The sequence below is a fragment of the Arthrobacter sp. USHLN218 genome (genome assembly GCF_037144715.1).
Lineage (GTDB): Bacteria > Actinomycetota > Actinomycetes > Actinomycetales > Micrococcaceae > Crystallibacter.
On sequence record NZ_JBBCYT010000001.1, the window covers coordinates 509,109 to 532,135 of the forward strand.

The 23,027-nt window shown below is 71.0% G+C and carries 18 protein-coding genes; 5 read left to right on the top strand and 13 right to left on the bottom strand.

Features of this window, described 5'->3' with window-relative positions; all coding sequences use genetic code 11:
• Positions 1-9: 9 nt before the first annotated feature.
• The 7 genes from WFH44_RS02270 to WFH44_RS02300 all read right to left on the bottom strand — a co-directional run bounded on the left by WFH44_RS02270 (position 10) and on the right by WFH44_RS02300 (position 8,857).
• The gene (locus WFH44_RS02270; protein WP_336711410.1) at positions 10-699 is read right to left on the bottom strand and encodes a hypothetical protein; all 690 of its coding nucleotides are present in this window, start codon (positions 697-699) and stop codon (positions 10-12) included.
• Between the two features lie 53 nt (positions 700-752).
• On the bottom strand, positions 753-1,790 hold the full coding sequence (locus tag WFH44_RS02275; RefSeq protein ID WP_336711411.1) for a ComEC/Rec2 family competence protein: 1,038 nt from the start codon (positions 1,788-1,790) through the stop codon (positions 753-755).
• Positions 1,783-3,084 (bottom strand): hypothetical protein, encoded by a 1,302-nt coding sequence (locus tag WFH44_RS02280; protein WP_336711413.1) that lies wholly within the window; start codon positions 3,082-3,084, stop codon positions 1,783-1,785. Before WFH44_RS02280 ends, WFH44_RS02275 begins: the two co-directional genes overlap by 8 nt.
• Positions 3,081-4,259: a caspase family protein gene (locus WFH44_RS02285; protein ID WP_336711414.1), complete on the bottom strand. Its 1,179-nt coding sequence runs from the start codon at positions 4,257-4,259 to the stop codon at positions 3,081-3,083. The genes WFH44_RS02280 and WFH44_RS02285 overlap by 4 nt, the downstream gene beginning before the upstream one ends.
• The gene (locus WFH44_RS02290) at positions 4,238-5,284 is read right to left on the bottom strand and encodes a DUF2235 domain-containing protein (protein ID WP_336711415.1); all 1,047 of its coding nucleotides are present in this window, start codon (positions 5,282-5,284) and stop codon (positions 4,238-4,240) included. The genes WFH44_RS02285 and WFH44_RS02290 overlap by 22 nt, the downstream gene beginning before the upstream one ends.
• 188 nt (positions 5,285-5,472) lie before the next feature.
• Positions 5,473-7,125, bottom strand: coding sequence for a RecQ family ATP-dependent DNA helicase (locus WFH44_RS02295; RefSeq protein ID WP_442892861.1), 1,653 nt, complete (start codon positions 7,123-7,125; stop codon positions 5,473-5,475).
• Between the two features lie 190 nt (positions 7,126-7,315).
• On the bottom strand, positions 7,316-8,857 hold the full coding sequence (locus tag WFH44_RS02300) for a sensor histidine kinase (protein WP_336711416.1): 1,542 nt from the start codon (positions 8,855-8,857) through the stop codon (positions 7,316-7,318).
• A gap of 471 nt (positions 8,858-9,328) precedes the next feature.
• On the opposite strand from WFH44_RS02300, the gene WFH44_RS02305 reads away from it, so the two are divergent.
• On the top strand, positions 9,329-9,745 hold the full coding sequence (locus WFH44_RS02305; RefSeq protein WP_336711417.1) for a hypothetical protein: 417 nt from the start codon (positions 9,329-9,331) through the stop codon (positions 9,743-9,745).
• Between the two features lie 34 nt (positions 9,746-9,779).
• Positions 9,780-10,838: a zinc-dependent alcohol dehydrogenase family protein gene (locus tag WFH44_RS02310; RefSeq protein ID WP_336711419.1), complete on the top strand. Its 1,059-nt coding sequence runs from the start codon at positions 9,780-9,782 to the stop codon at positions 10,836-10,838.
• Between the two features lie 9 nt (positions 10,839-10,847).
• Here the strand turns inward: WFH44_RS02310 and WFH44_RS02315 are convergent, their stop codons facing one another.
• From WFH44_RS02315 to WFH44_RS02330, 4 genes are all read right to left on the bottom strand, one after another.
• The gene (locus WFH44_RS02315; RefSeq protein ID WP_336711420.1) at positions 10,848-11,495 is read right to left on the bottom strand and encodes an SDR family oxidoreductase; all 648 of its coding nucleotides are present in this window, start codon (positions 11,493-11,495) and stop codon (positions 10,848-10,850) included.
• 80 nt (positions 11,496-11,575) lie between these two features.
• On the bottom strand, positions 11,576-11,992 hold the full coding sequence (locus WFH44_RS02320; protein WP_336711422.1) for a hypothetical protein: 417 nt from the start codon (positions 11,990-11,992) through the stop codon (positions 11,576-11,578).
• Positions 11,993-12,204: 212 nt separating this feature from the next.
• Positions 12,205-12,513 (bottom strand): hypothetical protein, encoded by a 309-nt coding sequence (locus WFH44_RS02325; protein WP_336711424.1) that lies wholly within the window; start codon positions 12,511-12,513, stop codon positions 12,205-12,207.
• Between the two features lie 238 nt (positions 12,514-12,751).
• On the bottom strand, positions 12,752-13,384 hold the full coding sequence (locus tag WFH44_RS02330; RefSeq protein WP_336711426.1) for a cation transporter: 633 nt from the start codon (positions 13,382-13,384) through the stop codon (positions 12,752-12,754).
• 225 nt (positions 13,385-13,609) lie between these two features.
• Between WFH44_RS02330 and WFH44_RS02335 the strand changes: the two genes are divergently transcribed.
• From WFH44_RS02335 to WFH44_RS02345, 3 genes are read left to right on the top strand one after another with little or no spacing between them, the layout of a single operon-like run.
• Positions 13,610-14,179 carry a flavodoxin domain-containing protein gene (locus WFH44_RS02335; RefSeq protein WP_336711427.1) on the top strand — a complete coding sequence of 190 codons (570 nt, stop codon included), beginning with the start codon at positions 13,610-13,612 and terminating at the stop codon, positions 14,177-14,179.
• On the top strand, positions 14,176-16,065 hold the full coding sequence (locus tag WFH44_RS02340; RefSeq protein ID WP_336711428.1) for a heavy metal translocating P-type ATPase: 1,890 nt from the start codon (positions 14,176-14,178) through the stop codon (positions 16,063-16,065). Before WFH44_RS02335 ends, WFH44_RS02340 begins: the two co-directional genes overlap by 4 nt.
• A 2-nt stretch (positions 16,066-16,067) precedes the next feature.
• Positions 16,068-18,674 carry a cation-translocating P-type ATPase gene (locus WFH44_RS02345; protein ID WP_336711429.1) on the top strand — a complete coding sequence of 869 codons (2,607 nt, stop codon included), beginning with the start codon at positions 16,068-16,070 and terminating at the stop codon, positions 18,672-18,674.
• Here WFH44_RS02345 and WFH44_RS02350 read toward each other — a convergent pair.
• Together WFH44_RS02350 and WFH44_RS02355 are read right to left on the bottom strand one after the other, a co-directional pair.
• Entirely contained in the window at positions 18,619-21,897 is a 3,279-nt protein-coding gene (locus WFH44_RS02350) for an HAD-IA family hydrolase (protein ID WP_336711431.1), read from the bottom strand. The two genes, WFH44_RS02345 and WFH44_RS02350, sit on opposite strands and share 56 nt — an antisense overlap.
• Entirely contained in the window at positions 21,894-22,922 is a 1,029-nt protein-coding gene (locus WFH44_RS02355) for a zinc-dependent alcohol dehydrogenase family protein (protein WP_336711433.1), read from the bottom strand. Before WFH44_RS02355 ends, WFH44_RS02350 begins: the two co-directional genes overlap by 4 nt.
• Positions 22,923-23,027 lie beyond the last annotated feature (105 nt).

A 23,027-nucleotide genomic window follows, 5' to 3' on the forward strand; every position in this document is an offset into this window, starting at 1 on the left:
CCGGGCGTTCTACCAGGGGTAGGCGGACCGGATGAAGTCCTTGTCCGTTGCGGAGAGCGAGCTGTTCAGGTCCGCGGAGAAGCCGTCCAGGGTCCAGGCTGCGGGGATCGGGTACATCATGATGGATGAACTGTCCGTGTCCGTGCCGGTCAGGTCCTGGGGATCGTACTTGCGGAAGATGTTGTTCTCGATCGTGGCCTCGTCCCAGTTGTTCGGCGGCCCGGACAGGTCGGCAATCACAGCGGCCCGGTTCCATTGGATCGGTTTCTGCGGATTCTGGTGTTCGTGGATCAGTCCGACCGCATGCCCGAATTCGTGCAGCACGACCCGCCTGACTTCGTCGTCCGGGGAATCCGGCGTCAGCCAGCCGTAGTTCATGGTGGGTTCGCCGGCGCCGATATGCTGCGCCTGGGTCCCGAGGTAGGACCACGAGCCGTTGCCCTGCTGGAACGCGACCCGGATGTCTGCGTCGGAATCCGCGGCCTCATCGAACTGCAGGTTCGCCATGTTAGGGCCGGTCCATTCCCGGGCGACGGCGAGGACGCGCTGCCGCAGTCCGGGGTCGCCCTCCAGGAAGCCGACCTTCAGCCGGGAGACGTCCCAGCGCGCTTCGTTGAGCAATGCCGCCTTGGTGTTGCCGGACGTTGCGGTGGCCGTCCGGATAACGCAGTAGCGGTCCTTGTTCGTGTTGTCAGCCATTGGTCTTCCTTCCTTGGTAACTGCCGGACTTTTGCCTCAGGGTTGCGCCGGGCTCACCACGTGAGGGTGATGAAGCCGTCGGCCGCGTCGGGGGCGAGGACGCGGTAGCGGTATTCCTTCTGCAGGGCCGCGTCCTGCCACCGGGCGGCACGCTCCCGATAGTTGAAGACGATGTCCTTGGAGGGACCGCCGAACTTCAGGATCCGTGCCATGCACTCGTCGTCGGGATGGTGGTGCCGGTCGCCGCTGGTGGAAAACAGGTAGCGCGGGCAGTCGAGCAGCGCCAGCAGGTCCTTCGAGAGGTTGGCGGCGCTGCCGTGGTGGGAGACCTTGAGCGCGTCGATGCCCAGCCGGCCGCCCTCCTGTTCCGCGAGCGGCCGCAGCGAGTCAACCAGCCGGCCGTCGGCCCCGTCACCGGTGAAGACCAGCCGCCTGCCTTCGAACTCGAAGAGGAAGCCGATGCTGGTGGCATTGGTGAGCGATCCGTCGGGGACGAACCGCGAGGCGGCCAGTTCCTCGATGCCTGCCGCGGCTCCGAGGCTTTCGAGGCCGGGCAGTTCCGGCGGCGCCGGCTCCCGGCCCGGGATGAGGCCGTGCCGCGCACATTCCTTTTCCCAGAGCGGACGGAGCCGGTCCAGCTGGGTGCGGTCCGGAGAGAGCACGGAAACCACGGCCCCGCCCGCCAGCTCGGCGCGGCGGCCCGCGAGGACGGTCCTGCCCCCGAATGCCGCGTTCCAGGCAAGGCCCTGCACAGCCAGGGCAGTGGTGAGCAGCTCGCCGTCGCGGGGACCAAAGTGCTCCAGGCCGTCGCCCACCAGGTGGTCATAGCCGTTGAACCACACATCGCCGAGCGGCGGGTGCGCCGGATCGTCGAGCAGGGCGAGCACACCGAGCACGTGGTCCTGGTCGACGTGCGTGACGACCAGGACATCGATCGCCTCCCGGCCGAGGAGCGGAGCGTACAGCTGATAGGAGGAGGTGCGGCCGCCGTCGATCAGGATGCGGTGCTTCGGGGCGGAGCTGCCGCCCGCGGCGTAGGACAGCAGCAGGCCGTCGCCGTCCATGGCCGGCAGCATGGTCAGCTCAATCATCGCGGTTTCCTCCCAGTTCGAGGACAACGAACGCTTCCCGCATCTCTGCCCGCCAGGCGAGGCGGCGCACCTGCGCCAGCATGGCCTCGCACCCCGCGTCTTCGGGGAACTCCGCGAGCAGGTCCACCAGCCAGGAGAGGCCGAGTGTGAACGCCGGCAGTCCGCGGCGGAAGGCAGCCTTGGCCAGCTGCCTGGCGGCCTCCTCGTCCCGGGCGGTGGTTGCCTCCCGGAGCCGCAGCGCGGCCTGCAGGATGGGCCCGTCGCCGAACAGCGGAAGCTGCCGGGACAGGTCCGGCACCCGATCGGTCCAGCCTGCCGAGGTGCCCGGCGAGCCGGTGCCGAGGAAGAGATAGCAGGCGGCAACGGCTGCCAGGGGATTGGCGACGGCGCCGGGTGTGCCCGGGGCGTACAGCAGTCCTTCGACGGCCGCGAAGACGGCAGCCGCTTTCGCAAGATTGCCCGCGGCCAGGTACGCCAGACCCGCGGTCAGGTCCGGGTCCCGCACGGTCACCGAGACCCGGCTCGCTGCCGGCCGGGGCCGGAGGTGGACAACGACTTCGGCCGCGGTGTCCTGGCCGCGGGCATCCGGCCACGGGATGGGCAGGACGGCGAGCAGGCGATGCCCGGCGGCTTCCACGAGCAGGAAGTCCCGTGACGGAACCGGGCCGTTCGCGGGGGCGGCCCCTCCCCGGACCCGGTAGATGGCGACGGCGTCGTCCCCCTGGGCGGACACCGGATCTTCCGGCGGGCCGGCAGGCGCCATGGCGGCCCGGACGGCGGACGCGGCATCGGCGGGCGGAAGGCCGGCCAGCCCGCTTAAACTGCGGTAGGACGCGGCGGAGGAAGCCTCGGTGCGGAGCCGCACGAGCTTCGGAGGTTCCGTCCGCGGCGACGGGAGCGGGATGCCGTATCGGCCGGGGAGGTCCTCCTGCGGTGGCGCGATGCGGACCGGCGGGGCCGGTGCGGGCAGCACGTTGCCCAGGACGTACTGCAGCGACCGGGATTCATCCGGCTCGCCCGGCGCCTCCAGTTCGACGGTCGCGGATGCGCCCTCGGCAACGTGGACCTGTTCGGCCAGCAGTACCCCGGAGGGCAGGGTGGCTTCGACGAGGTAGCCGCCGGCCTCGACGCTGAATTCGGCCGGCGGCGCCTGGGTCCCGAGCGGGAACAGGACGGAACGCAGCCCCCGGCTCCCGGGTGCGGTGGCGTGGATATTGCCGACAATCTTGACGCCTTCGTCCAGCCCTGTGCCGCCCGCGGCAACATTCACGCGCACCCGCAGCAGCCCGCTCATGGCACGGCCGCCAGTCGAACAGGGCTGTAGGGCGGACGCACGGCCCTGGTGAGCGAGCGCGGTACGGAACCGTCCACCTCTGCCTCGAACAAGTAGTCGCCCAGGGACAGTTCGAGGTACCACTCGCTGAATGGGTCCTCGGTGTCGACCTCGGACCGCGGCCGGCGGCCGCATTCTTCGCTGCCCTGGCGGCAGACGAACTCGGCCGCGGCGTTCTGCTCCGCCGGCTGGCAGCTGACGTAGACCGGAACGAGCGGGTCGCCGGGCAGCCGGTGGAGATCGAAGACCGCCAGTTCATGGACCGTGGGCGTCTGGACGCTGGCCGCGCGTCCCGCCAGAACGGGGCGCCTCATGAAGTCGTCGATGGCAGTTGCCAGCGTCGCCGTGCTGACACGCCAGTCACCCTCCGGGTTGTCGCTGCCCGCGCCGCGCAGTCCGCGGAGCAGCGCTTGGGTGAAGAGGCTGACCTGCCCGGGCCGGCCATAGGCACGTTCGCCGGCGAGCGAGGCGTAGTAGGGGACCGAGAGGACGCGGGGCAGCTCGGGCGGCCGGCGGAGCCCCAGCAGCGGGACGCGTCCGGCGAAGCGGGCGTCGGTCTGGCTGATCAGGAAGTTCGAGGAGGCCCTGCAGGCGTCGACAAAGAAGACCTGCTCGCTGGCCTGGCAGGCCTTCAGCCCGCGGCGCAGCTGCTCGAAGTCCAGCGCCTGGTCCAGCGGGTTGTCCTCGTCATCGGGAGAGAAATCCGAGGCGAGCAGCGCCATGTCCGTGCCCTCGGAGATGCCGTGGCCGCAGAAGTAGAAGACGAGCCTGTTGTCGGGGGAGCCGTTCGCCCGCTTCCTCCACGCCTTGACCGCCGCCTCGATGTTGTCGGCGGTGGCCTCCGGGACGGCGTGGCCGGCTCCGGTCCTCGGATTGCGGAAGGACGCCGGCTCCTGTTCGCTGAGCAGGAGCGAGAGGCTGGCCAGGGGCTTCGCTTCGAAGCTGTAGTCCGCCAGCAGCCACGAGGCCACCGAGCGGGCCGAGAGCGGGGGAGAAGTCAGCTGTCCCATGCCCGCCGCCTTCGCGGCGGGGCTGCTGCCGCCCAGCAGGTTCGGATACTTGCCGATCCCGATGACCAGCGCATGCGTGCCGGCCTCCTCCGGCCCGTCGTAGATCAGATCCGGGGAGCCAGCCACTGCGTGTCCTCCCAGACAGTGTCGGACGGCAGGCGGCGCCCGTAGCGGACGTCCGCCGCGATGCGGTCACGGACGCTCGCATGCACCCGTGCACCGGCGGGAACCGCGCGCGGCCGCAGCACCAGGGCGTACCAGAGGAAGCCCGGCCGGTGGATCCTTCCCAGGGCGTGGCTCGCTTTCACCGTGCAGGTCTTCCGGTAGGAATCGGAACGGACACCGAGGCCGGCGGCGATGGCGCCGTCGGCCATCCACTTCAGTGCCACGTCCGCAAGCCTCCAGTCGTCCAGGAAGGTCCCGCCCACGTCGGCATGCACGCCGGCGAACCATACCTCGTTGACTTCGGTCCCCGCCGAGCCGCGCTCGACCAGGTACTCGCGGAAGGGACGCCGGCGTTCGTCCAGGGAGACCGCGTGCCAGATCCGGCGCACGTTGGGCAATTGCCTGGTGTAGGGCCACTTCAGGTCCCGGCGCAGCACGCCCGCGGCCTTCACCGTGTCCCAGATGCCCAGGAACTCGATCGGCACGGCCAGCGAGCGGCCGCCCCGCACGGAGAAGGCACGGGCGAAGCGGTCGATCTGGTCCCAGTCGTCATCCTCCCACCGGCGCTCGTTCCGGGCGTAGGCGTTGATGGCGTACTCCACCAGGTTTTCGCTTCCCGGGCGCATGATGCCCACCCGGTAGAGCAGCCCTGCCAGTGCCCGGGCGGTGTAGGCGCCGCGGCTGAAACCGAAGACGTAGAGCCGGTCCTCCGGCTGCCAGTTCTGCAGGATGAAGGTGTAGGCCTCGGCCAGGTTCTCGCGCATCCCGATTCCCGTGGCCAGGCCCAGGATCTTCGCCACTCGCTTGAGCGCCGGTACCCATGCGGCGAAGGAACTGAACGTACCGACACCCGGGTCGTAATAGGCGATCTGTTTGCTGCGGTCGCCGAGCTCCAGCATTTCGAAAAGCCGCACGACATTGCTGCTCCCGGCGGCGTCTACCTGCCCGCCGGTGCCGTCGAGGCAGACAACGATACTCCTCCCCAATTCCCACCACCGTCGAATCAAGCGCTTGTTCTTGTCGTCGATAATGTCGCGTTGGGCATCGGCCGCGCGGCGGTCCCTGCCGCAGGAATCCGACCTGTACGTGACGCCGCGGAGGAACGTTGAACCGATCTATCAGAAGCGGTGTTATTGGCGCGTTACGGTTTCATCACCGGCCGGCCGGCGTCGCGTCATCCGCTGGTCAGCAGGCCTTCCTCCGCCTCGATGGCCTTCAACGCGATGTCCTTGTAGCCGACCGACTCGAACAGGACGGTGATGCGGTCCGGCTGCGTGCCCATGACGATGCCGGGGCCCCACTCGCGGTGCGAGACGGGCTGCTGGATCTCGTAGCCTTCCGGCATGGCCGCCTCGTGCGCCATCGCCTCCGCCCGGGAGCCCGCCTCGCAGTTGTCGCAGTTCCCGCAGTACCCGTCCGTCTCCTCGCCGAAGTAGTTCAGCAGCCAGTCGCGGCGGCAGTTGTCCGTTTCGGCGTAGCCGCGGGCCATCTCGATCCGGGACTGGTCGATCTTGCGGCGGGACTCGGCCTCGGCCAGCGCCTTCTCCACGGCTTCCTCCTCGGGGACGCCGCCGCGGGCGCGGTAGCCCTGCCGGTTGGCGGCGATACTGCCGCTGTGCTCGAGCAGGTTGAGCACGCGGGACTGCCGCCGCGTACCGAGCCCGGTCTGCGCGCCGAGCTTGGCCGGGCGCAGCGGACCGTGCTCCTGCAGGGCGCTGAAGACGGCCTTCAGGTCCTCGGGATCGGGGGCGCCGCCGACGAAGAACTGCTGCATGCCCAGGTCCTCGGAGCGGTAGTGCAGGACGGCGCGGGCGGGTTCGCCGTCCCGCCCGGCACGGCCGATCTCCTGGTAGTAGCTGTCCAGCGAATCCGTAATGTTGGCGTGCAGCACGAACCGCACGTCCGGCTTGTCGATCCCCATGCCGAACGCGGTGGTGGCCACGACAACGTCCACCTCGTTGGCATGGAAGCGCTCGTGGATGGCTTCGCGCTCCGACGCCTTCCGGCCGGCGTGGTACGCGTCCGTGCGCAGGCCCCGCTCGGCCAGCTCGGCGGCATACCACTCGGTGTCCTTGCGCGTGCCGGCGTAGAGCAGGCCGGGGCCGCGCAGCTCCGTGACCTGGTCCAGCACGGCCTGCCGCTTGTCCTCGTCCCGGTGGTGGCGCACCACGCTGAGCTTCAGGTTGGGCCGGTCGAAGCTGTGCACGATAAGGAACGGATCCCGCATGCCGAGCCGGTCCTCGATCTCCGCCCGGGTGTGCGGGGACGCCGTGGCCGTGAGGGCGATGACCGGCGGCTGGCCGAGCCTCTTCACGACGGCGGTCAGCGTCAGGTAGTCGGGGCGGAAATCGTGGCCCCACGAGGAAATGCAGTGCGACTCGTCCACCACGAACAGCGACACGTCCTGCGCCGCCAGCCGCTCCAGGGTCTCCTCCCGCGCCAGCTGCTCCGGCGCGAGGAAGATGAACTTGGCCGCGCCGCTGTCCACGGCTTCCCACGCGGCCCTTTCGGCCTTCGCCCCGACGTGGGAATTGATCGCGAACGCCCGTTCCTCGCCGAGGTCTTCGTTGATCGCCTCCAGCTGGTCGAACTGCAGGGCGATCAGCGGGGAAACAACGACGGCGGTGCCCGGCAAGGCGAGCCCGGGCACCTGGTAGATCGCGGACTTTCCGTGGCCGGTCGGCATGACCGCCAGCACGTCCCGCCCGGCCGCCGCGGCTTCCATCGCCTCGAGCTGCCCCTCGCGCAGGGTCTTGAGCCCGAAGGATTCCTCCGCGACGCGGCGCAGCTCGCCGGCACCGGGCGGGGCCGTTGCGGTGCCTTCCACAGGCGTCGTCGCCTGCGTGTCGCGGGCTGCCGGCTCCGGCTGCTGCGGGGCAGCGGGACGTTCGGGTTTCTGTTGCTTCGGCACGCTGGCTCCTTCGGGTCTGCGCCCATCGTAATCCGGCGGGCCCGGCGACGGTTCAGTGGTCCGGGTTCCGGGCGGGAGTGATCTTCGGCGCATGCCCGGCAGCGGGCTAGTTAAGCTCTGCCGCCGTTTCGGACGAATCGTCGTGGGGGATCGGCACGGTCCAGCAGAGGCGGGTGCCCTTCCCCGGCGCGCTGAACACCTCGAAGGTTCCGTGCAGGTCCGCGGCCCGCTGTTCCAGGTTGGCCAGGCCGCTGCGGCGCATGGTCGCCGCGAAGCCCTGGCCGTCGTCCTGGACAATCAACCGGACAATGCCGTCCTCGACGACGACGGACACGTCGATCGTCTCCGCGCCCGAGTGCCGCACGGCGTTGCTCACTCCTTCGGTGGCGACCGCGACCAGATGGTCCGCGATGGGCTCGGGCACGGCGGCGTCGAGGGGGCCGGTGATTTCCAGCCGGGGCGTGGCGGCATACGAGTTGGTGCCGTCCTGGACCGTGCGGACCAGCCTGCTGCTCAGTTCCTCCTCGGTTTCCGCCTGGAGGGAGTAGATGGTGTCCCGGAGCTCCCGGATGGCTTCGTCCAGCTCCTGGGTGATGCCGCCGATCCGTTGGTGGGCGGCTTCGTCCTCCGTGTAGCGCCTCAAAGTCTGGATGCTCAGCCCGGCAGCGAACAGGCGCTGGATCACGACGTCGTGCAGGTCCCGCGCAATGCGGTCCCGGTCGGCGAAGAGTACGAGTTGCTCGCGCAGCCGCTGGCCCTGCGCCAGTTCAATGGCTAGCGCGCCGTGGGTGCAGAAGACCCCGGCCATTTCGAGATCCAGCGGCCGGAAGCTGCCGGCTCCGCGTTCCCGGCAGAGAATCAACAGGCTCGGCTCACCGCCGCGGGGCGTCAGCGGCGCGAGCAGCGCTTCGCCCAGGCCATCGACCGAATCTGCGCCCACGAGATCCGCCGTCGCGCACACCCGCGGCCGCCCCGTGGCGAGCACCTCGGCGGCCACGGAGCCGACGAGCTTGAAGGTCTTGCGCAGCACCTTGTCGGCGCGACTTCCGGCGGCGGCTTCGCAGCGGGCCAGGGAGCGGTCGGATGTCGGTGCCACGACGGCGGCCAGGACGGCGGCGGAGGGGCGCAGCGCCTGCTCCACGACGAGCTCTCGTACGTCCTGCCACTTCGACGGCAGCTGCGTGCTGAGGGCGATCGAGGCACTTAGCCACTGGCGCATGGCATCGAACTGGAGCGAGTTGGCAACGGCCACGCTCCCGGCCGAGACCAGGGAAATGACCGTGTTCCGGTCTTCATCGGTGAAGTCTTCGCCGCCGGTCTTGCCTGTGATCTGCAGGCGGCCGTATTCACGGTTCTGTACCCGCAGCTCGGCCGACAGCGTCGGCACACTGGCTCCCTGCACCGTTGCCTCCGGTCCGCCGGAACGGGAAGCGGAAACGGCGCCGTCGTTCATGGTGACCACCGGTACGGGGGAAGCAGCGGTCGCCGTGATGCTCTTGCCGCCATCATCGGTGCCCGCGAGCTGCAGTTCAACAGACTCTGCCCGGGTCAGGATCTGCGCAGAGCGGACCAGCCTGCGCATCGACGTGTCGAGGTCGAGGTCGGAAGCGACTTCCATGGCTGCCAGGAGCCTGTCTTGGCTCACCATAGTGCGGCCTGTCCCGGGTTGAGACTCATGCTTCCCCCAAAAGGCGCCCGATGCGGCGCGCCAGACAGGTCACCGCCTGGTCCGGCACCCCCATTGGGCCGAATAGTGTTGTTCCGCGTGTGGTCCCCCGGCCGCACATATGCCACTAAATGCCATCCTTAGCGGACATGTCAAGAACATGTCGGAGGGGAGACGGGCAGTGCCCGCGCCAAGGCCGGCGCAGCAAAAGTGATCTGGATCATGGAATCCGGGACTTTGGACCCTGCCGCCTCCGCCGGGCAGACGTGATGCTGTAAGCGGCGCGTTTTCGGGGGCCGGTGGGGGAAAGCCGGTTGCGCTTGAGACAGACCCGGAAGTCCGCAGGGGACGGAAGAAGTGGTGCCCTTCCAGTCCCCGCTGCGGAGAAAACCGTGGGTCGTCCGCTGCGGACGGCCCACGGTGTTGTACGGCATCCGGCGCAGGGGGCGCCGGATGAACAGAACCGATATGGGGGTAAGCATGTCCATGGTGGTCGACAGGTCCATGATGAAGGACAAAGTCTCCGGCGGTATTGCCCGCCGGTCCGGAGCCGACCGGGCAGCCTTCGAGGCGGCATCGGACCGCAAGATCAGGGTGCTGGTCCGGCTCGATACCGATCTGGAGTCGGCGCGGATCCAGGTCGGGGGAACTGTGACTTCCGATAACCTGCGCGCGCTCTATGCGGTGGCGCGGCGCACCAACGCGCTCGCTCCGGGGATCGAGATCCTGGTGGACCTCTCCGGGGCCCGGGTCACTGGCAACGCGCTGGACGACCTCAAGGCCGTGGAGCGGCAGGAGCACCTGCCGGAGGCCTCGGATCCGCTGCATCTGGCATGCCGGCTTCGCATCCTGGACCCCGTAGCGGCCTAGCAGCGTTGCGGCATGGCCGCCTAGGAGGGCATCGATGAAAGCGCTGGTGTACGGCGGGCCGGGCAAGAAGGACTGGACGGAGGTGCCGGATCCACAGCTGCTGGAACCGACCGACGCGATTGTCCGGGTCGACACGACGACGATCTGCGGCACCGACCTGCACATCCTGAAGGGCGATGTTCCCGCCGTCGAAAACGGCCGGATCCTGGGCCACGAGGGGGTGGGTACCGTCACCGAGGTTGGCTCCGCCGTGACCGGCCTCGCCCCCGGCGACCGGGTGATCATCTCCTGCATCAAGTCGTGCGGCCAATGTCCCAATTGCAAGACGGGACTGTACTCGCACTGCCTCGGCAGCGAAGGGGCCTCCGGGATCGGCTGGGTCTTCGGCCACCTGATCAACGGCACGCAGGCCGAGTACGTAAGGGTGCCGTACGCGGCGAACTCGCTCTACAAGCTGCCCGAAGGCGTCAGCGACGAGCAGGCGGTGATGCTCTCGGACATCCTGCCCACTGGCTTCGAGATCGGCGTGCAGTACGGCAGGGTCAAGCCGGGCGATACCGTCGCGGTCATCGGGGCGGGGCCGGTCGGACTGGCCGTGGTTGCCACCGCCGGACTGTACGGGGCGGCGGCGGTGGTCGCCGTCGACCTGGACGAAAACCGGCTGGAGCGGGCCCTCGAGTTCGGCGCCACGCACACGGTGGCCTCGTCGGCGCCGGACTGGAAGGACCAGGTCCTGGCCGTGACGGACGGCGCCGGCGTGGACGTCGCCGTGGAAGCCGTGGGCATCCCGGAGACGTTCCAGATGGCGGTGGACCTGGTCCGGCCCGGAGGCAACGTGGCCAACGTCGGCGTGCACGGCAGGCCGGTGGAACTGCACCTGGAAGACCTGTGGATCCGGAACATCAACATCAGCATGGGGCTGGTGAACGCCAACACCACGCCGATGCTGCTGCGCCTGGTCGAGCAGCAGAAGATCGCCGCCGAGATGTTCGCGACGCACCACTTCACGCTCGACAACATCCTCGAGGCCTACGATACGTTCGGCCGCGCGGCGGAAACCAAGGCGCTCAAAGTGGTGATCACGAGGGAATGAGTGCGGAGGTCACGCCGAAATAAGCGCGTCCTCGATCGGCGTGTTTCCCTTGTTGAACGCGATGAACCTGCCCGCCGTCTCCGGCCGGTCCAGCACAGCGGCCGCCACGCGCGCCACGTCCTCGCGGCTGACGTCCCCCTTCTCCGCCGCCGGACCGACTTCGATCCGTCCGGTGGCCGGTTCCAGCGTGAGCCGGCCGGGTCCGAGGATGGTCCACTGCAGCGAGGTGCCGCGCAGGTACTCGTCCGCGGCCGCCTTTGCCTCGGCGTACGGGCGGAACGGGTTGTCTTCCGGGACCTCGTCCGTGCCCGAGGTGAAGTAGGAGACCATGACGTACCGGCCGACGCCGGCCTGCGCCGCAGCGTCCATGGACCGGATGGCGGCGTCACGGTCCACGGCGTAGGTGCGCGCCGGGTTGCCGCCGCCGGCCCCGGCGGACCAGACCACGGCGTCATGGCCGCGGAGCGCCTCGGTTAGTTCCTCCGCGGTGAGATGTTCGACGTCGGCAAGCACCGCCGTCGCGCCCGTCGCCTCGACGTCGGCGCGGTCTTCGGGCTTTCGGATCAGAGAGCTGACCTCGTGGCCCCGGCCGGCGAGGATGCGGGCGAGGTGCAGGGCGACTTTTCCATGTCCTCCGATGATGGCGATCCGTGGCATGCTGGCGGCTCCTAGGGTAGCTGGGACGGTGTCACAGCCACCCTAGGACGGGCGGCGCCCGGAAGGCCAGCCGGTGGGGATCACTCGGCGAGGGTGACTTCGCCCGCCTCGATGACCTGCTCGCAGGTCTGGGTGTCGCAGGAAATCAGTACGACCCGGATGGCTGCTGTGCCCTCCTCGAACGCCACGAAGTTACCCGCGGCGAGGAAGGTCACGTCGAGGGAGTCGGTCCCGCCGGTGCAGTCGGCGGTGCTGGAGAAACCGGTGCCTGTGGCGACGCGGTTGCCCCCGACGGTCTGGGCGGCATCCAGGAAGATGCTGACGGTCGAGCCGCTGCTGCATGTGTAACTGACCGAGACTGTGGCTCCCGCGCCGTCGGCCAGGAGCTTGCCTGTAGTAGGAACAGTGACGGTGGCGGCGTTGGCCGCGGCCATTCCGGCGAACGCCAGCAGGGCGGCAAAGCCGGCAGCAGAACAGGTGCGTGACAGGGTTTTCATGATGGGTCCCAAGAGGTGAGCCGTGGATAGAATCCGGTGCCTCGAAAGGCATGCCGCGCCGGCCAGCCTGGAGCCCGCCGACGCGGGTGCTCGTCACTATATGGATAGCGACATCTTAGACCCGCGCATTCCCGCGCCGACACGGCGGAAAGCGCCAAATCCTGCCCCCGATCCTTGGGGTCGGACGCGGCCGGGGTCGGACGCGGCCGGGGTCAGGCGCCCAGCAGGAGCCAGGCCAGCACGCCTACAACGACGACGGCCAGCGCCCCCGCGGCCAGCCAGGTCCCGCGGCGCCGCGGCTGAGGCAGGTCCTTGGCGACGGCTTTCTGCGGTGCCTCCCCGGGGGCGGGAACGATTTGGATCATGCCCGTCCGCAGTTCCTTCCGCGTCGGCATAGGGGCGCCGGCCGGCGCCTCGACGATCGGTACGACCGGGATCATGCCGGTCGGCGGCACCGGGTCGGCCGCGCCTGTGCGGATGTCGCGGCGGCGCGGGTAAGGGTCGATATCGCCCGTGTTCATCAACTCAACTTTCGGCCGGCCGCCAAGGCCGGACCAAGCAGGGAACGGTTACCAGGATCCGGCGCGGCACGCAGGGCGGCGTCCGGGTCCTCGGTCATTTTAGACCTGATGAACCGATTCACTCCGAAGCCGGCCGTCGAAGAGCGGTGAGATCCCTGCCACGCCGGTCTCGTGTACCGCCCGGCCGGCGGGTAGCTGGCAGCTTGTGGGCCCGTAGCTTCCCGGGCCGCGGCCGCGGTCAGTCGATCTCCTCGCCGGCCAGCGCCTTGGCTGCCAGGCGCTCTTCTTCGGCGGTCTCCCAGACTTCCTTGGCGGCGCCCGCGTTGAGGATGACGATGATCAGGCCGAGGACGATATCCGGCCAGCCGGAGCCGACCCAGACGGTTAGCAGCGCCATCGCGATGATGGCAAGGTTCACGAGCACGTCGTTCCGGGCCGACAGGAACGCCGCGGCGGACAGCGAACTGCCGTGGTGCCGGAACCGCGCGAGAATCAGCGAGCACACCAGGTTGATCACGGCGGCGCCTCCGGCGGTCAGTGCCAGGGAGAGCGGATCCGGCGGCTCGGGGGAGGCGACTTTGGCGAAGGCCTGCCACGCGGCGGCGAGGGCGGGCAGGAGGATGATCAGGGCCATGGCCTTGCCCGCCAGGGCCCGGCGGTGCAGTGTCCAGCCGAGCGCAGCGAAGATCAGCAGGTTGATGGCGGTGTCTTCGAGGAAGTCGACGCTGTCCGCGAAGAGCGAGACGGAGCCGATCGCGATGGCGACGGTGAACTCGACGAAGAAGTAGGCCAGGTTCAGCCCCGCAACCCACAGCACGGCACGCCGCAGCCTGCGTTCGAGTTCGTGCCCCGCTGCTGCCGGTGTCTCCACGTACGGCTGACCTCCTGCGGGCCCGGCAATCCACGGACCCCTTGGCTGCGCTTACCCCTGCAGGATACCGGCCGGACAGACCCGTGCGCCGCCGTCGTCCGGGCCGGACGGGTGCCGGCTAGTGGCGGATGAATGCCGGATTGGCGGCCTAAGGCACTGGGCAGGCTCGGAAGGCCCGGCTACGCTGATGTTGCCGGGCGGTGCGGGTGCTTTGGGAGGCGCTTCATGCGGATATTGGTGGCTTTTGCCAGCCGGAACGGGTCGACGGCGGAGATCGCAGAGCGGGTGGCGGGCCGGCTGCGGGGAGCTGGCCGGGACGTCGACGTGGCGGAAATGAAGGACGGGCCGGAGGTGTCCGGGTACGACGCCGTGGTGTTGGGGAGCGCTGTGCACAACCAGGCGTGGCTGCCGGAGGCCGCGGACTTCGTATCGCGGCATGTGTCGGCGCTGTCGGGCCTTCCCCTGTGGCTGTTCGGCGTGGGGATGTCCGACGGGCTGCCCAGGCTGCTACAGGCGAAAGGGAAGGAAATGCAGGAGAAGCGGATCCTGGGCCTGCTCGGCGCCGATGTCCTGCAGCCGCAAGGGCACCGGCTCTTCTCCGGGGTCTACCGCGAGGGCCAGCTGAAGGGCACGGCGCACTTCATGTTCAGGCTGATCGGCGGGCGCTTCGGGGACTTCCGGGACTGGCCCGCGATCGAGTCCTGGGCGGACGGGATTTCGCAGGAGCTGGCGGCGCGCGCCGGCAGGCTGCCCGGCCAGGGACCGGCCGGGAGCAACGGACGGGAGGACGCTTGACGCTGATCGGCCGCTACCCGCTGGTGGCAGCCACGCTGCTTTGTGCCGCGGTGGTGGCCGGGTTGCTGCTGTTCGGCTATCCGGAAGCGGCGCAGTGGACGGCCAGCGTCTACGCGCTGCTGGTGGCTGCGCGCCTGGCCTGGGACATGGTCCGCCAGCTGCTCCGGGGCCACTGGGGAATCGACCTGCTGGCCGTGACGGCGGTGGTGAGCACCGTCGTCGTCGGCGAATACATTGCGTCGCTGATCATTGTGCTGATGCTCTCCGGCGGACGCGCGCTGGAGGACTTCGCCCAGGGCCGTGCGCAGCGCGAGCTGAGCGCGCTGCTGGAGCGGGCGCCGATGACGGCGCACCGGGAGCGGGCGGGCGAGCCGCCCGAGGAGATCAGCGTGGACGAGGTCCGCCTCGGTGACGTGCTGCTGGTGCGCCCGGCGGAGGTGGTGCCGGTGGACGGGACCCTGCTCTCCGGCTTCGGTTCCTTCGACGAGTCGGCGCTGACCGGAGAGAGCCTGCCGGTGGAGCGCACGGCCGGGCAGGACGTGATGAGCGGAGCGCTCAACGGGCAGGCGGCGGTGCGGATCCGCGCCGCGGCCACCGCGGAGGACTCGCAGTACAGCCGGATCGTGGCGCTGGTCCGGGAGGCCTCCGCCAGCCGGGCACCGGTGGTCAGGCTGGCCGACCGGTACGCGGTGCCGTTCACCGCGTTCGCCTTCCTGCTGGCCGGGGCGGCATGGCTGTTCAGCGGCGACCCGGCACGGTTCGCCGAGGTGCTGGTGGTGGCGACGCCGTGTCCGCTGCTGATTGCGGCGCCGGTGGCTTTTGTGGGCGGGATGGGGCGCGCGGCGAAGGCCGGGATCATCATCAAGAACGGCGGCACCCTGGAGAAGCTCAGCCGGGTCAAGGTGGCGGCGTTCGACAAGACCGGCACGCTGACCGGGGGCCGCCCGGTGCTGCTGGAGATTCGCCCGGCCGGTACCGCGGGTGCACGGCTGGGGCCGGACGGGCTGCTGCGGCTGGCCGCGTCCGCCGAACAGTACTCCTCCCACGTGCTGGCCGCCTCGGTGATGGAAGCCGCGGCGGACCGGGGACTCCAGCTGCAGGCGGCCGCCGAGGCGGAGGAGGCCGCCACCCACGGCGTCGCCGCGCAGATCGGCGGGCACGCCGTCGTCGTCGGAAAACCTGCCTTCGTCGCAGACCGGTCGCGCGGGGTGGAGCGGACGCCGCTGGCCAGCGGCGAGATGGCCGTGTACGTGGCGGTCGACGGGGACTTCGCGGGGACGCTCGTGATGAGTGACGCCGTGCGCCCGAACGCCGCGTCGGTGCTGGAGCAGCTGCGCGCGCTCGGCGTGGAGGAGACCCTGATGCTCACCGGCGATGCCCGCGAGACGGCCGCGCACATCGCCGCGGAGGTGGGGCTGACCCGGGTGCAGGCCGAATGCCTGCCCGCCGACAAGGTGCAGACGGTGCGGTCGCTGCGGCAGCGGCCGGTCATGATGGTCGGCGACGGCGTCAATGACGCGCCGGTGCTGGCGGCGGCCGACGTCGGCGTGGCGATGGGCGCGAAGGGGTCGACCGCGGCGAGCGAGTCCGCCGACGTGGTGATCATGCTCGATGACCTGTCCAAGGTGGCGCGGGCGGTGGAGATCGGCCGCCGCAGCGTCAAGGTGGCGCTGGAGAGCATCTGGATCGGGATCGCGCTGAGCATCGGGCTGATGGTCCTCGCGGCGCTGGGCTTCGTGCCGGCGGTGGCCGGGGCGCTGTTCCAGGAACTGGTGGACCTGGCCACCATCCTCAACGCGCTGCGGGCGCTCGGACCGGGTCGTACGACGGCGGCGGCGGCGGTTCCGGCGGAGCGGGAACCGCGGTATTCGGGTTCCGTCCCGTAGCCATGGACGCCATGCTCGGCCTGAGCACCGACCAGGCCCGGGAGCAACTCGTCCGGCAGGGGCCCAACCTGCTGCCGCGGGTGCGGCCGGTGCCGCGCTGGCGCCGGGTGGCGGCGGAGTTCACGCACTTCTTCGCGCTGATGCTCTGGGTGGCGGCGGCGCTGGCCTTCGTGGCCGGGATGCCGGAGCTGGGCGTGGCGGTGCTGGTCGTGGTGGTGGTCAACGGCCTGTTCTCGTACGCGCAGGAGGCGCGGGCCGAACATGCCGCGGCGACGCTGCGGGCGCTGCTGCCGAGCCAGGTGCTGGCGGTACGGGACGGCAGGCCGGTGAAGATCCATGTCTCCGAGCTGGTGGCCGGAGACGCGGTGCTGCTGGCGGCGGGGGACCGGATCCCGGCGGACGTGCGGTTTGTCCGGACGAACAGCTGCACGGTGGACGAATCCATGCTCTCCGGCGAGAGCGAGCCGGTGGCGAAGGGTCCGGACGACACGGGTTTCGGCGGAACGTTCCTGGCCAACGGCGACGCCGAGGCTCTGGTCATCGCGACCGGCGGCCGCACGCGGCTGGCGGACATCGCGGCGCTGACCACGCAGACCAAGCCGCCGCCCAGCCCGCTCAACCGGGAGCTGCGGCGGATCGTGCGGGTCATCGCGCTGGTGGCGCTGGCGCTCGGCGGCCTGTTCTTCCTGGTGTCGCTGCTGACCGGGACGTCCTGGCGGGACGCGTTCCTGTTCGCGATCGGGGTGTCGGTGGCGCTGATTCCCGAGGGCCTGCTGCCGACCGTCACGCTGTCGCTGGCCATGGGAGCGCAGCGGATGGCGGGGCGGAACGCGCTGGTGCGGCACCTGCAGGCCGTCGAGACCCTGGGCTCCACGACTTTCATCTGCACCGACAAGACCGGGACGCTGACGCAGAACCGGATGAGCGCCGTCGAACTCTGGACCCCCGAGGGCAGCGTTGCCGTGGAGGGGACCGGGTACGAGCCGGTGGCCAGGCTGGACGGCAGCCCGGCGGCCGTGGCGGCGGGCCGGCGGCTGGCCCGGGCGGCCCGGGCGGCGTCCCGCGGCCGGATCGTGCAGCGGGAAAAGGGCTGGGCGGCCGAGGGCGATCCGATGGAAGCGGCGCTGGATGCGCTGGCGCACCGGATGTCCGGCGGGGCGGAGCCGGTCGAGGAGCGGGCCTCGGTCCGCTGGGCCTTCGACGCCGTCCGCCGCCGGGAGTCCGTGGTGGTCGACGGTGAGCTGCTGCTCAAGGGCGCTCCGGAGGGGGTCCTGCCGCTGTGCATAGACGGCGCGGACGGGTCAGGGAGCGAGGACGCCCACCGGGCGCTGGCCGAACTCGCGGCGCGCGGGCTGCGGGTGCTCGCCGTCGCCCGGCGCGGCCTCGCCCCCGGGGCCATCCCGGAGGGGCCGCAGGAGGCGGAGACCCGGCTCGAGCTGCTGGGCCTGGTCGGCCTGCACGACCCGCCGCGGCCCTCGGTGCCCGAGGCGCTGGCGAGGGCCCGCGGCGCCGGGATCAAAGTGGCCATGGTGACCGGCGACCATCCCGCCACGGCCGCGGCAATCGCGCGCGAAATCGGACTGCAGGGACCCGGCGGGCTGGTCCTGGAGGGGCACGGGCTGCCGGCGGACGACCAGGTGCTCGGCGCCCTGCTGGACCGGGACGGCGTGGTGGTCAGCCGGGTCTCGCCGGAGCAGAAGCTGCGGGTGGCCAGGTGCCTGCAGCAGCGCGGGCACGTGCTGGCGATGACCGGCGACGGCGTCAACGACGGCCCGGCGCTGCAGGAGGCGGACATCGGGGTCGCCATGGGCGCGAGCGGCACGGACGTCGCCCGCGAAGCCGCGGACCTGGTGCTGCTGGACGATGACTTCGCCACCATCATTGCCGCCGTCGAACAGGGCCGGGCCACCTACGCCAACATCCGGCGCTTCCTGACCTACCACCTGACGGACAACGTAGCCGAGCTGACCCCGTTCGTCATCTGGGCCCTCTCCGGCGGCAGCTTCCCGCTGGCGCTGGGCGTGCTGCAGATCCTGTTCCTGGACATCGGCACCGACCTGCTGCCCGCGCTCGCGCTGGGCAGCGAACCGCCGGGCAAGCGCGTGCTGAACCGGCCGCCGGAACGCCGCCACCTGATGGACGGGGCGCTGATGCGCCGGGTCTTCGGCGTGCTCGGGCCGGTCGAGGCGCTCTTCGAAATGGCTGGCTTCACCCTGCTCCTCTGGCTCGCGGGCTGGCGGCCGGGCGGCGAGCTGCCCGGGCCGGGCGTGATTGCCGCCGCCTCGGGGACCGCATTCACCGTGGTGGTGCTGGCCCAGCTGGCCAATGCCTTCGCCTGCCGCAGCGAAACGGTCCCGCCGTGGCGGCTCGGCTGGCGCAGCAACCCGCTGCTGCTCTGGGCGGTCGCGGCCGAACTGCTCGCGCTCGCCGCCTTCCTGTTCGTGGAGCCCATCGCGCGGATGCTCGGCCAGGCTCCGCCGACCCTGCCCGGCCTGCTGGTGGCGTTGCTCGCCATCCCGGGCCTGCTCGCCGCCGACTACGCGTACAAGGCGTTCAGGCACCGCCGGTCCGCGGCGGCCGCGCGGCAGGCAGTGGCAGCACCACGGTAGCGCCGGGGGCCAGGACGGCCGTCCTGGCGCCGACGCGGACCCGCACCGGCGGCGCGGAGCTGCGCGCAGCGGAGACCTGCAGCACGGCGTGGTCGAGCGCGATGTCCAGGAGGTTGTCCCGGTAGCGCAGCCGGAAGGACACCTGCTCCAGCTCGGCCGGCAGCCGCGGCGCGAACACCAGTTCGTCGCCGGCCAGCCGCAGCCCGGCGAAGCTGCGCTGGATGACGTCGACGGAGCCGGCCATCGCACCGAGGTGGATGCCGGTGCGGGTGGTGCCGCCCTGCGTGTCGTCCAGGTCCGCGTCCAGCGCCTCGCGGAAGGTCGACCAGGCGCGCTCCGGGTCGGACGCGGCCAGCACCGAGGCGTGCGCCACCCGGCTCAGCGTGGAGCCGTGCACGGTCCGGGCCAGGTAGAAGTCGACGGTCCTGTCCAGCTGGGCCTGCGTGACCGGGTAGCCCAGCCGCTGCAGCAGCCGGCGCAGCTGGTCTTCGCCGAGGACGTAGAAGAGCATCAGCACGTCGGCCTGCTTGGACAGCCGGTAGTGGTTGGGCGAATCGCCTTCGGCGGCGAGGATCAGGTCCAGCCGCTCGATCTTGCCGTAGCGGCGCCGCAGCCGGGCCCAGTCGAGTTCCCGCAGGTCGCCGTACCCTTCGAACTGGCTGATGATCCCGTCATGGAAGGGGACGTAGAGCCGCCGCGACAGCTGCCGCCAGCGGTCCAGCTCCGCCGTGCCGATGGAGAGGCGTTCCCGCAGGTCGCGGCCGTCGCGGCCCTGCAGCAGGCGCATGATCCGGGCCACCCGCGTGCAAACCCAGGCGGCCATGACATTGGTGTAGGCGTTGTCGTCCAGCCCGCTGCCGGGCGTCCCCGGGTAGCCGTCGTGGTACTCGTCCGGACCCATGACGCCGCGCAGGTGGTACCGGCCCCCGTCGTCGCTGGTGGCCATCGCGGAGAACAGCCGCGCCACCTCCACGATGATCTCCGCCCCGTGCAGCAGCAGCCAGTCCCGGTCCTGGGTGGCCTCGAAATACTGCCAGGCGTTGTACGCCACCGCCAGGCCGCCGTGGCGCTGCAGCCGGGAGTTGTCCGCCATCCACCGTCCGCTGTAGCGGTTGAACAACGACGACGGGGTCTGCTCTGTGCCGTCGCTGCCGCTGCGCCACGGGAACATGGCCCCCGGCAGTCCGGCCGCGCGCGCCGCATCCCGCGCCGCATCGAGGCGGCGCCAGCGGTAGTCCAGCACCGAGCGGCTCACCGCCGGCAGCCGCGAGGTGAGCAGCGGCAGGACGAACAGATCGTCCCAGAAGACGTGGCCGCGGTAGCCCTCGCCGTGCAGCCCGCGCGCCGGCACCCCCGCGTCCAGTCCGGCCGTGTGCGGGGTGAGCGTCTGCAGCAGATGGAAGACGTGCAGGTTCAGGATCAGCTGGGCCTGCGGGTCGGCATGCAGGTCGATGGTGAACAGCCGCAGCAGCCGCCGCCACGCCGCCTCGTGCTCGGCGAAGGGCTCGGCAAAGCCCGCTGGCGTGCGCGCCAGCATCGCCTTGGCGCCGTCGAGCGGCGAGGCGATCGCGGGGTCCCGGGACGTCACCACGGCGGCGGTGCGGCAGACGCTGAGCGGCACGCCATCGGACAGGTGCACGGTCCAGGCATGCCGCCACGGACCCTCGGTGGTGCCAGCGGACCGGTCTTGCTCTTCCGGGGACGGAGGGGGCGCCGGGAGGACGGGCGGCCGGTTGCCGGCGGCGGGACAGCCGAATCCGGTACGGACGGCGGTGGCGATCCGGATGCGGCTGTGGTTGGTTTCGACCTCCAGGGTCTCCAGGTCCTCCGGATCCCGCGGCCCGGCCGGCTCCTCCGGCAGCCAGCGCAAGTGCCGGTTGCCCAGCGCGGCGTCCTCCGGCACATTCCGGTTGAGGACCTCGCCGTCGATTCCGGTGCGCAGGCCGAGGGGGCCGCTCCAGCCGCGGGCCGTCAGCGTCGTCTCCAGCAGGGCCAGGTGGGGCCGGGCCATGGACACGACGCGCCGCTGCCTCACGTCCAGCCGCCGGCCGTCCGCGTCCTGCAGCAGCACGTGGCGGACCAGCAGGGCACGCTTCAGGTCGAGGTCGCGGCGCTCGCGGAGCATCGCCAGGCCGCCCTCGGACCACCAGCGCGTGCCCAGCCGGAGATCGAAGGGCAGCCAGTTGGGCGCGTTGACCATGTGTTCGCCGACGGTCCACACGCCGTCCACCAGGTAGGGCAGGCTGTTGTACACGCCGGCCAGGTAGGTGCCTGGGTAATGGACGCCGTCGGCCGCGCGTTCCGGCGCGGCACCGCGCGTGGCCAGGTAGCCGTTGCCCAGCGCGGTGAGCGCTTCCCGGTGGCCCTCGTGCTGGGGGTCGAAGCCGTCGTAGACCAGGTGCCACGGGTCGGCGAGGACCAGGCCGATGTCGAACTCGGCGACGTCCTCGAGCACCTGTTGGGCGCCGGCGCGTTCCAGGTCGCGGCGCCGGCCGGCGCGGTCGATCCCGACGGCCAGGCCGAAGCCGCCGGCGCGTGCGGCGGCGATGCCCGCCGCGGAATCCTCCAGGACCGCGATCCGCTGCGGCGGTACGTGCAGCCGGCGCGCGGCCTCCAGGAACATCGCCGGGTCCGGCTTTCCGGCCAGGTGCTGCTGTGCTGCGGCGTAGCCATCGACGACGGCGTCGAACGCGTCCTCGAGTCCGGCAGCGGTGAGCACCGGGACGGCATTGCGGCTGGCGGTGACCAGTCCCACCGGGACGCGGCCGGCCCGCAGCCGGTCCACGAAATCCACGGTTCCGGGGAAGGTTTTGACCCCGTGCCGCCGCAGCCAATCGCGGAAGAGCAGGTTCTTGGCGTTCCCCAGACCGTTCAGCGTCCAGGCCTCAGGCGGGTCGGCCGGGTCGCCCTCCGGCAGCCCGGTGTGCCGCGAAGCGAGCAGGGCGGCGATGCCCTCGAGCCTCGCCCGGCCGTCAAGGTACCGGAAGTAGTCCTCCTCGGTATAGGGCTGCCCGCGGGCGGCCGGCGGCATCCTGGCGTCCCCGAAGACCCGCTCGAAGAGTTCCTTCCACGCGGCCCGGTGCACGCTGGCGGTGTCCGTGACGACGCCGTCCAGGTCGAGGATGACGGCCGAGAACGGCGAGAGTGTGCCCGCGGCGGTGGGAGAGGCGCTGTGCCGGCCGGCGGGCAGCATCACCCCGTCGGGCAGCCCGGGCGTGTTCACCGGGCCCGGGCGGCCGAGACCCGGAGGACGGCCGCGCCGGTGATCCGGTCGGCGGCCAGGTCCCGCAGGGCCCGCCCCGCCTGTTCCAGCGGATAGCTGACCGTGGTCGGGCGGAGCGGAATCCGGGCGGCCAGCTCCAGCAGTTCCTCGCCGTCCCGCCGGGTATTGGCGGTCACGCTGCGCAGCTGGCGTTCCTGGAAGAGGTCGGCCGCGTAGTCCAGCGGCGGAATGGCGCTGAGGTAGATGCCCGCAACGGCCAGGGTTCCGCCGCGGTCGAGCGCACGCAGCGCCGCCGGCACCAGGTTGCCCGCCGGGGCGAAGAGGATCGCGGCGTCCAGCAGTTCGGGCGGCTCCTCCTGGGCGCCACCCACGAAAGCGGCGCCCAGCCGTGCGGCCAGTTCCCGGGCCTTGCCGGAGCGCGTCATGACGTAGACCTCGGCACCCTCGTACATTGCCACCTGCGCGGCCAGGTGCGCGGAGGCGCCGAAACCGTAGATGCCCAGCCGGCCGCCCGGGCGCAGTGCTGAGCGGCGCAGGGCCCGGTAGCCGATGATGCCGGCGCAGAGCAGGGGAGCGGCCTGCTCGTCGGTGAACTCGTCCGGAATCCGGTACGCGAAATCCTCCGGGACGGTCGCACGCTCGGCGTACCCGCCGTCGTCGTCCCAGCCGGTAAACCGCGGCGCCAGGCACAGGTTCTCCGCGCCCCGCCGGCAGAACCGGCAGGTACCGCAGGTGCTGCGCAGCCACGCAATGCCCACGCGCTCGCCGGCCCGGAATCGCGTGCAGCCCGCGCCGGCCTCCAGCACGGTGCCGACCACCTCGTGCCCGGGCACGGCGTGCCGGCGGTGCGGCGGCAGGTCTCCCTCGGCCAGGTGCAGGTCCGTGCGGCAGACGCCGCACACCCTCACCTGTACCAGCAGCTCGCCGGCACCGGGCACCGGATCGGGAAGGTGGCCAAAGCGCAGCGGCCCGTCGCGGACCGGGCCCGTCAGCGGGGCAGTATGGTCGATCCACCAGGCCTTCATGACCCCTCGGCTCCCTCGGCGGATGGGAATTCCTCCAGTATCCCCGCGGCGGGCCGCTTTGGGCAGGGGCGGGCGTACCTGTTGCGACGGCCTCGGGCCGTCCGA

What these genes read in the sequence shown, in the direction of transcription:
- WFH44_RS02275 (WP_336711411.1), bottom strand. Translation starts at nt 1,790, where the DNA reads ATGATTGAGCTGACCATGCTGCCGGCCATGGACGGCGACGGCCTGCTG.
- WFH44_RS02345 (WP_336711429.1), top strand. Translation starts at nt 16,068, where the DNA reads ATGGACGCCATGCTCGGCCTGAGCACCGACCAGGCCCGGGAGCAACTC.
- WFH44_RS02305 (WP_336711417.1), top strand. Translation starts at nt 9,329, where the DNA reads ATGAACAGAACCGATATGGGGGTAAGCATGTCCATGGTGGTCGACAGG.
- WFH44_RS02280 (WP_336711413.1), bottom strand. Translation starts at nt 3,084, where the DNA reads ATGAGCGGGCTGCTGCGGGTGCGCGTGAATGTTGCCGCGGGCGGCACA.
- WFH44_RS02320 (WP_336711422.1), bottom strand. Translation starts at nt 11,992, where the DNA reads ATGAAAACCCTGTCACGCACCTGTTCTGCTGCCGGCTTTGCCGCCCTG.
- WFH44_RS02315 (WP_336711420.1), bottom strand. Translation starts at nt 11,495, where the DNA reads ATGCCACGGATCGCCATCATCGGAGGACATGGAAAAGTCGCCCTGCAC.
- WFH44_RS02310 (WP_336711419.1), top strand. Translation starts at nt 9,780, where the DNA reads ATGAAAGCGCTGGTGTACGGCGGGCCGGGCAAGAAGGACTGGACGGAG.
- WFH44_RS02355 (WP_336711433.1), bottom strand. Translation starts at nt 22,922, where the DNA reads ATGAAGGCCTGGTGGATCGACCATACTGCCCCGCTGACGGGCCCGGTC.
- WFH44_RS02325 (WP_336711424.1), bottom strand. Translation starts at nt 12,513, where the DNA reads ATGAACACGGGCGATATCGACCCTTACCCGCGCCGCCGCGACATCCGC.
- WFH44_RS02270 (WP_336711410.1), bottom strand. Translation starts at nt 699, where the DNA reads ATGGCTGACAACACGAACAAGGACCGCTACTGCGTTATCCGGACGGCC.
- WFH44_RS02335 (WP_336711427.1), top strand. Translation starts at nt 13,610, where the DNA reads ATGCGGATATTGGTGGCTTTTGCCAGCCGGAACGGGTCGACGGCGGAG.
- WFH44_RS02300 (WP_336711416.1), bottom strand. Translation starts at nt 8,857, where the DNA reads ATGGTGAGCCAAGACAGGCTCCTGGCAGCCATGGAAGTCGCTTCCGAC.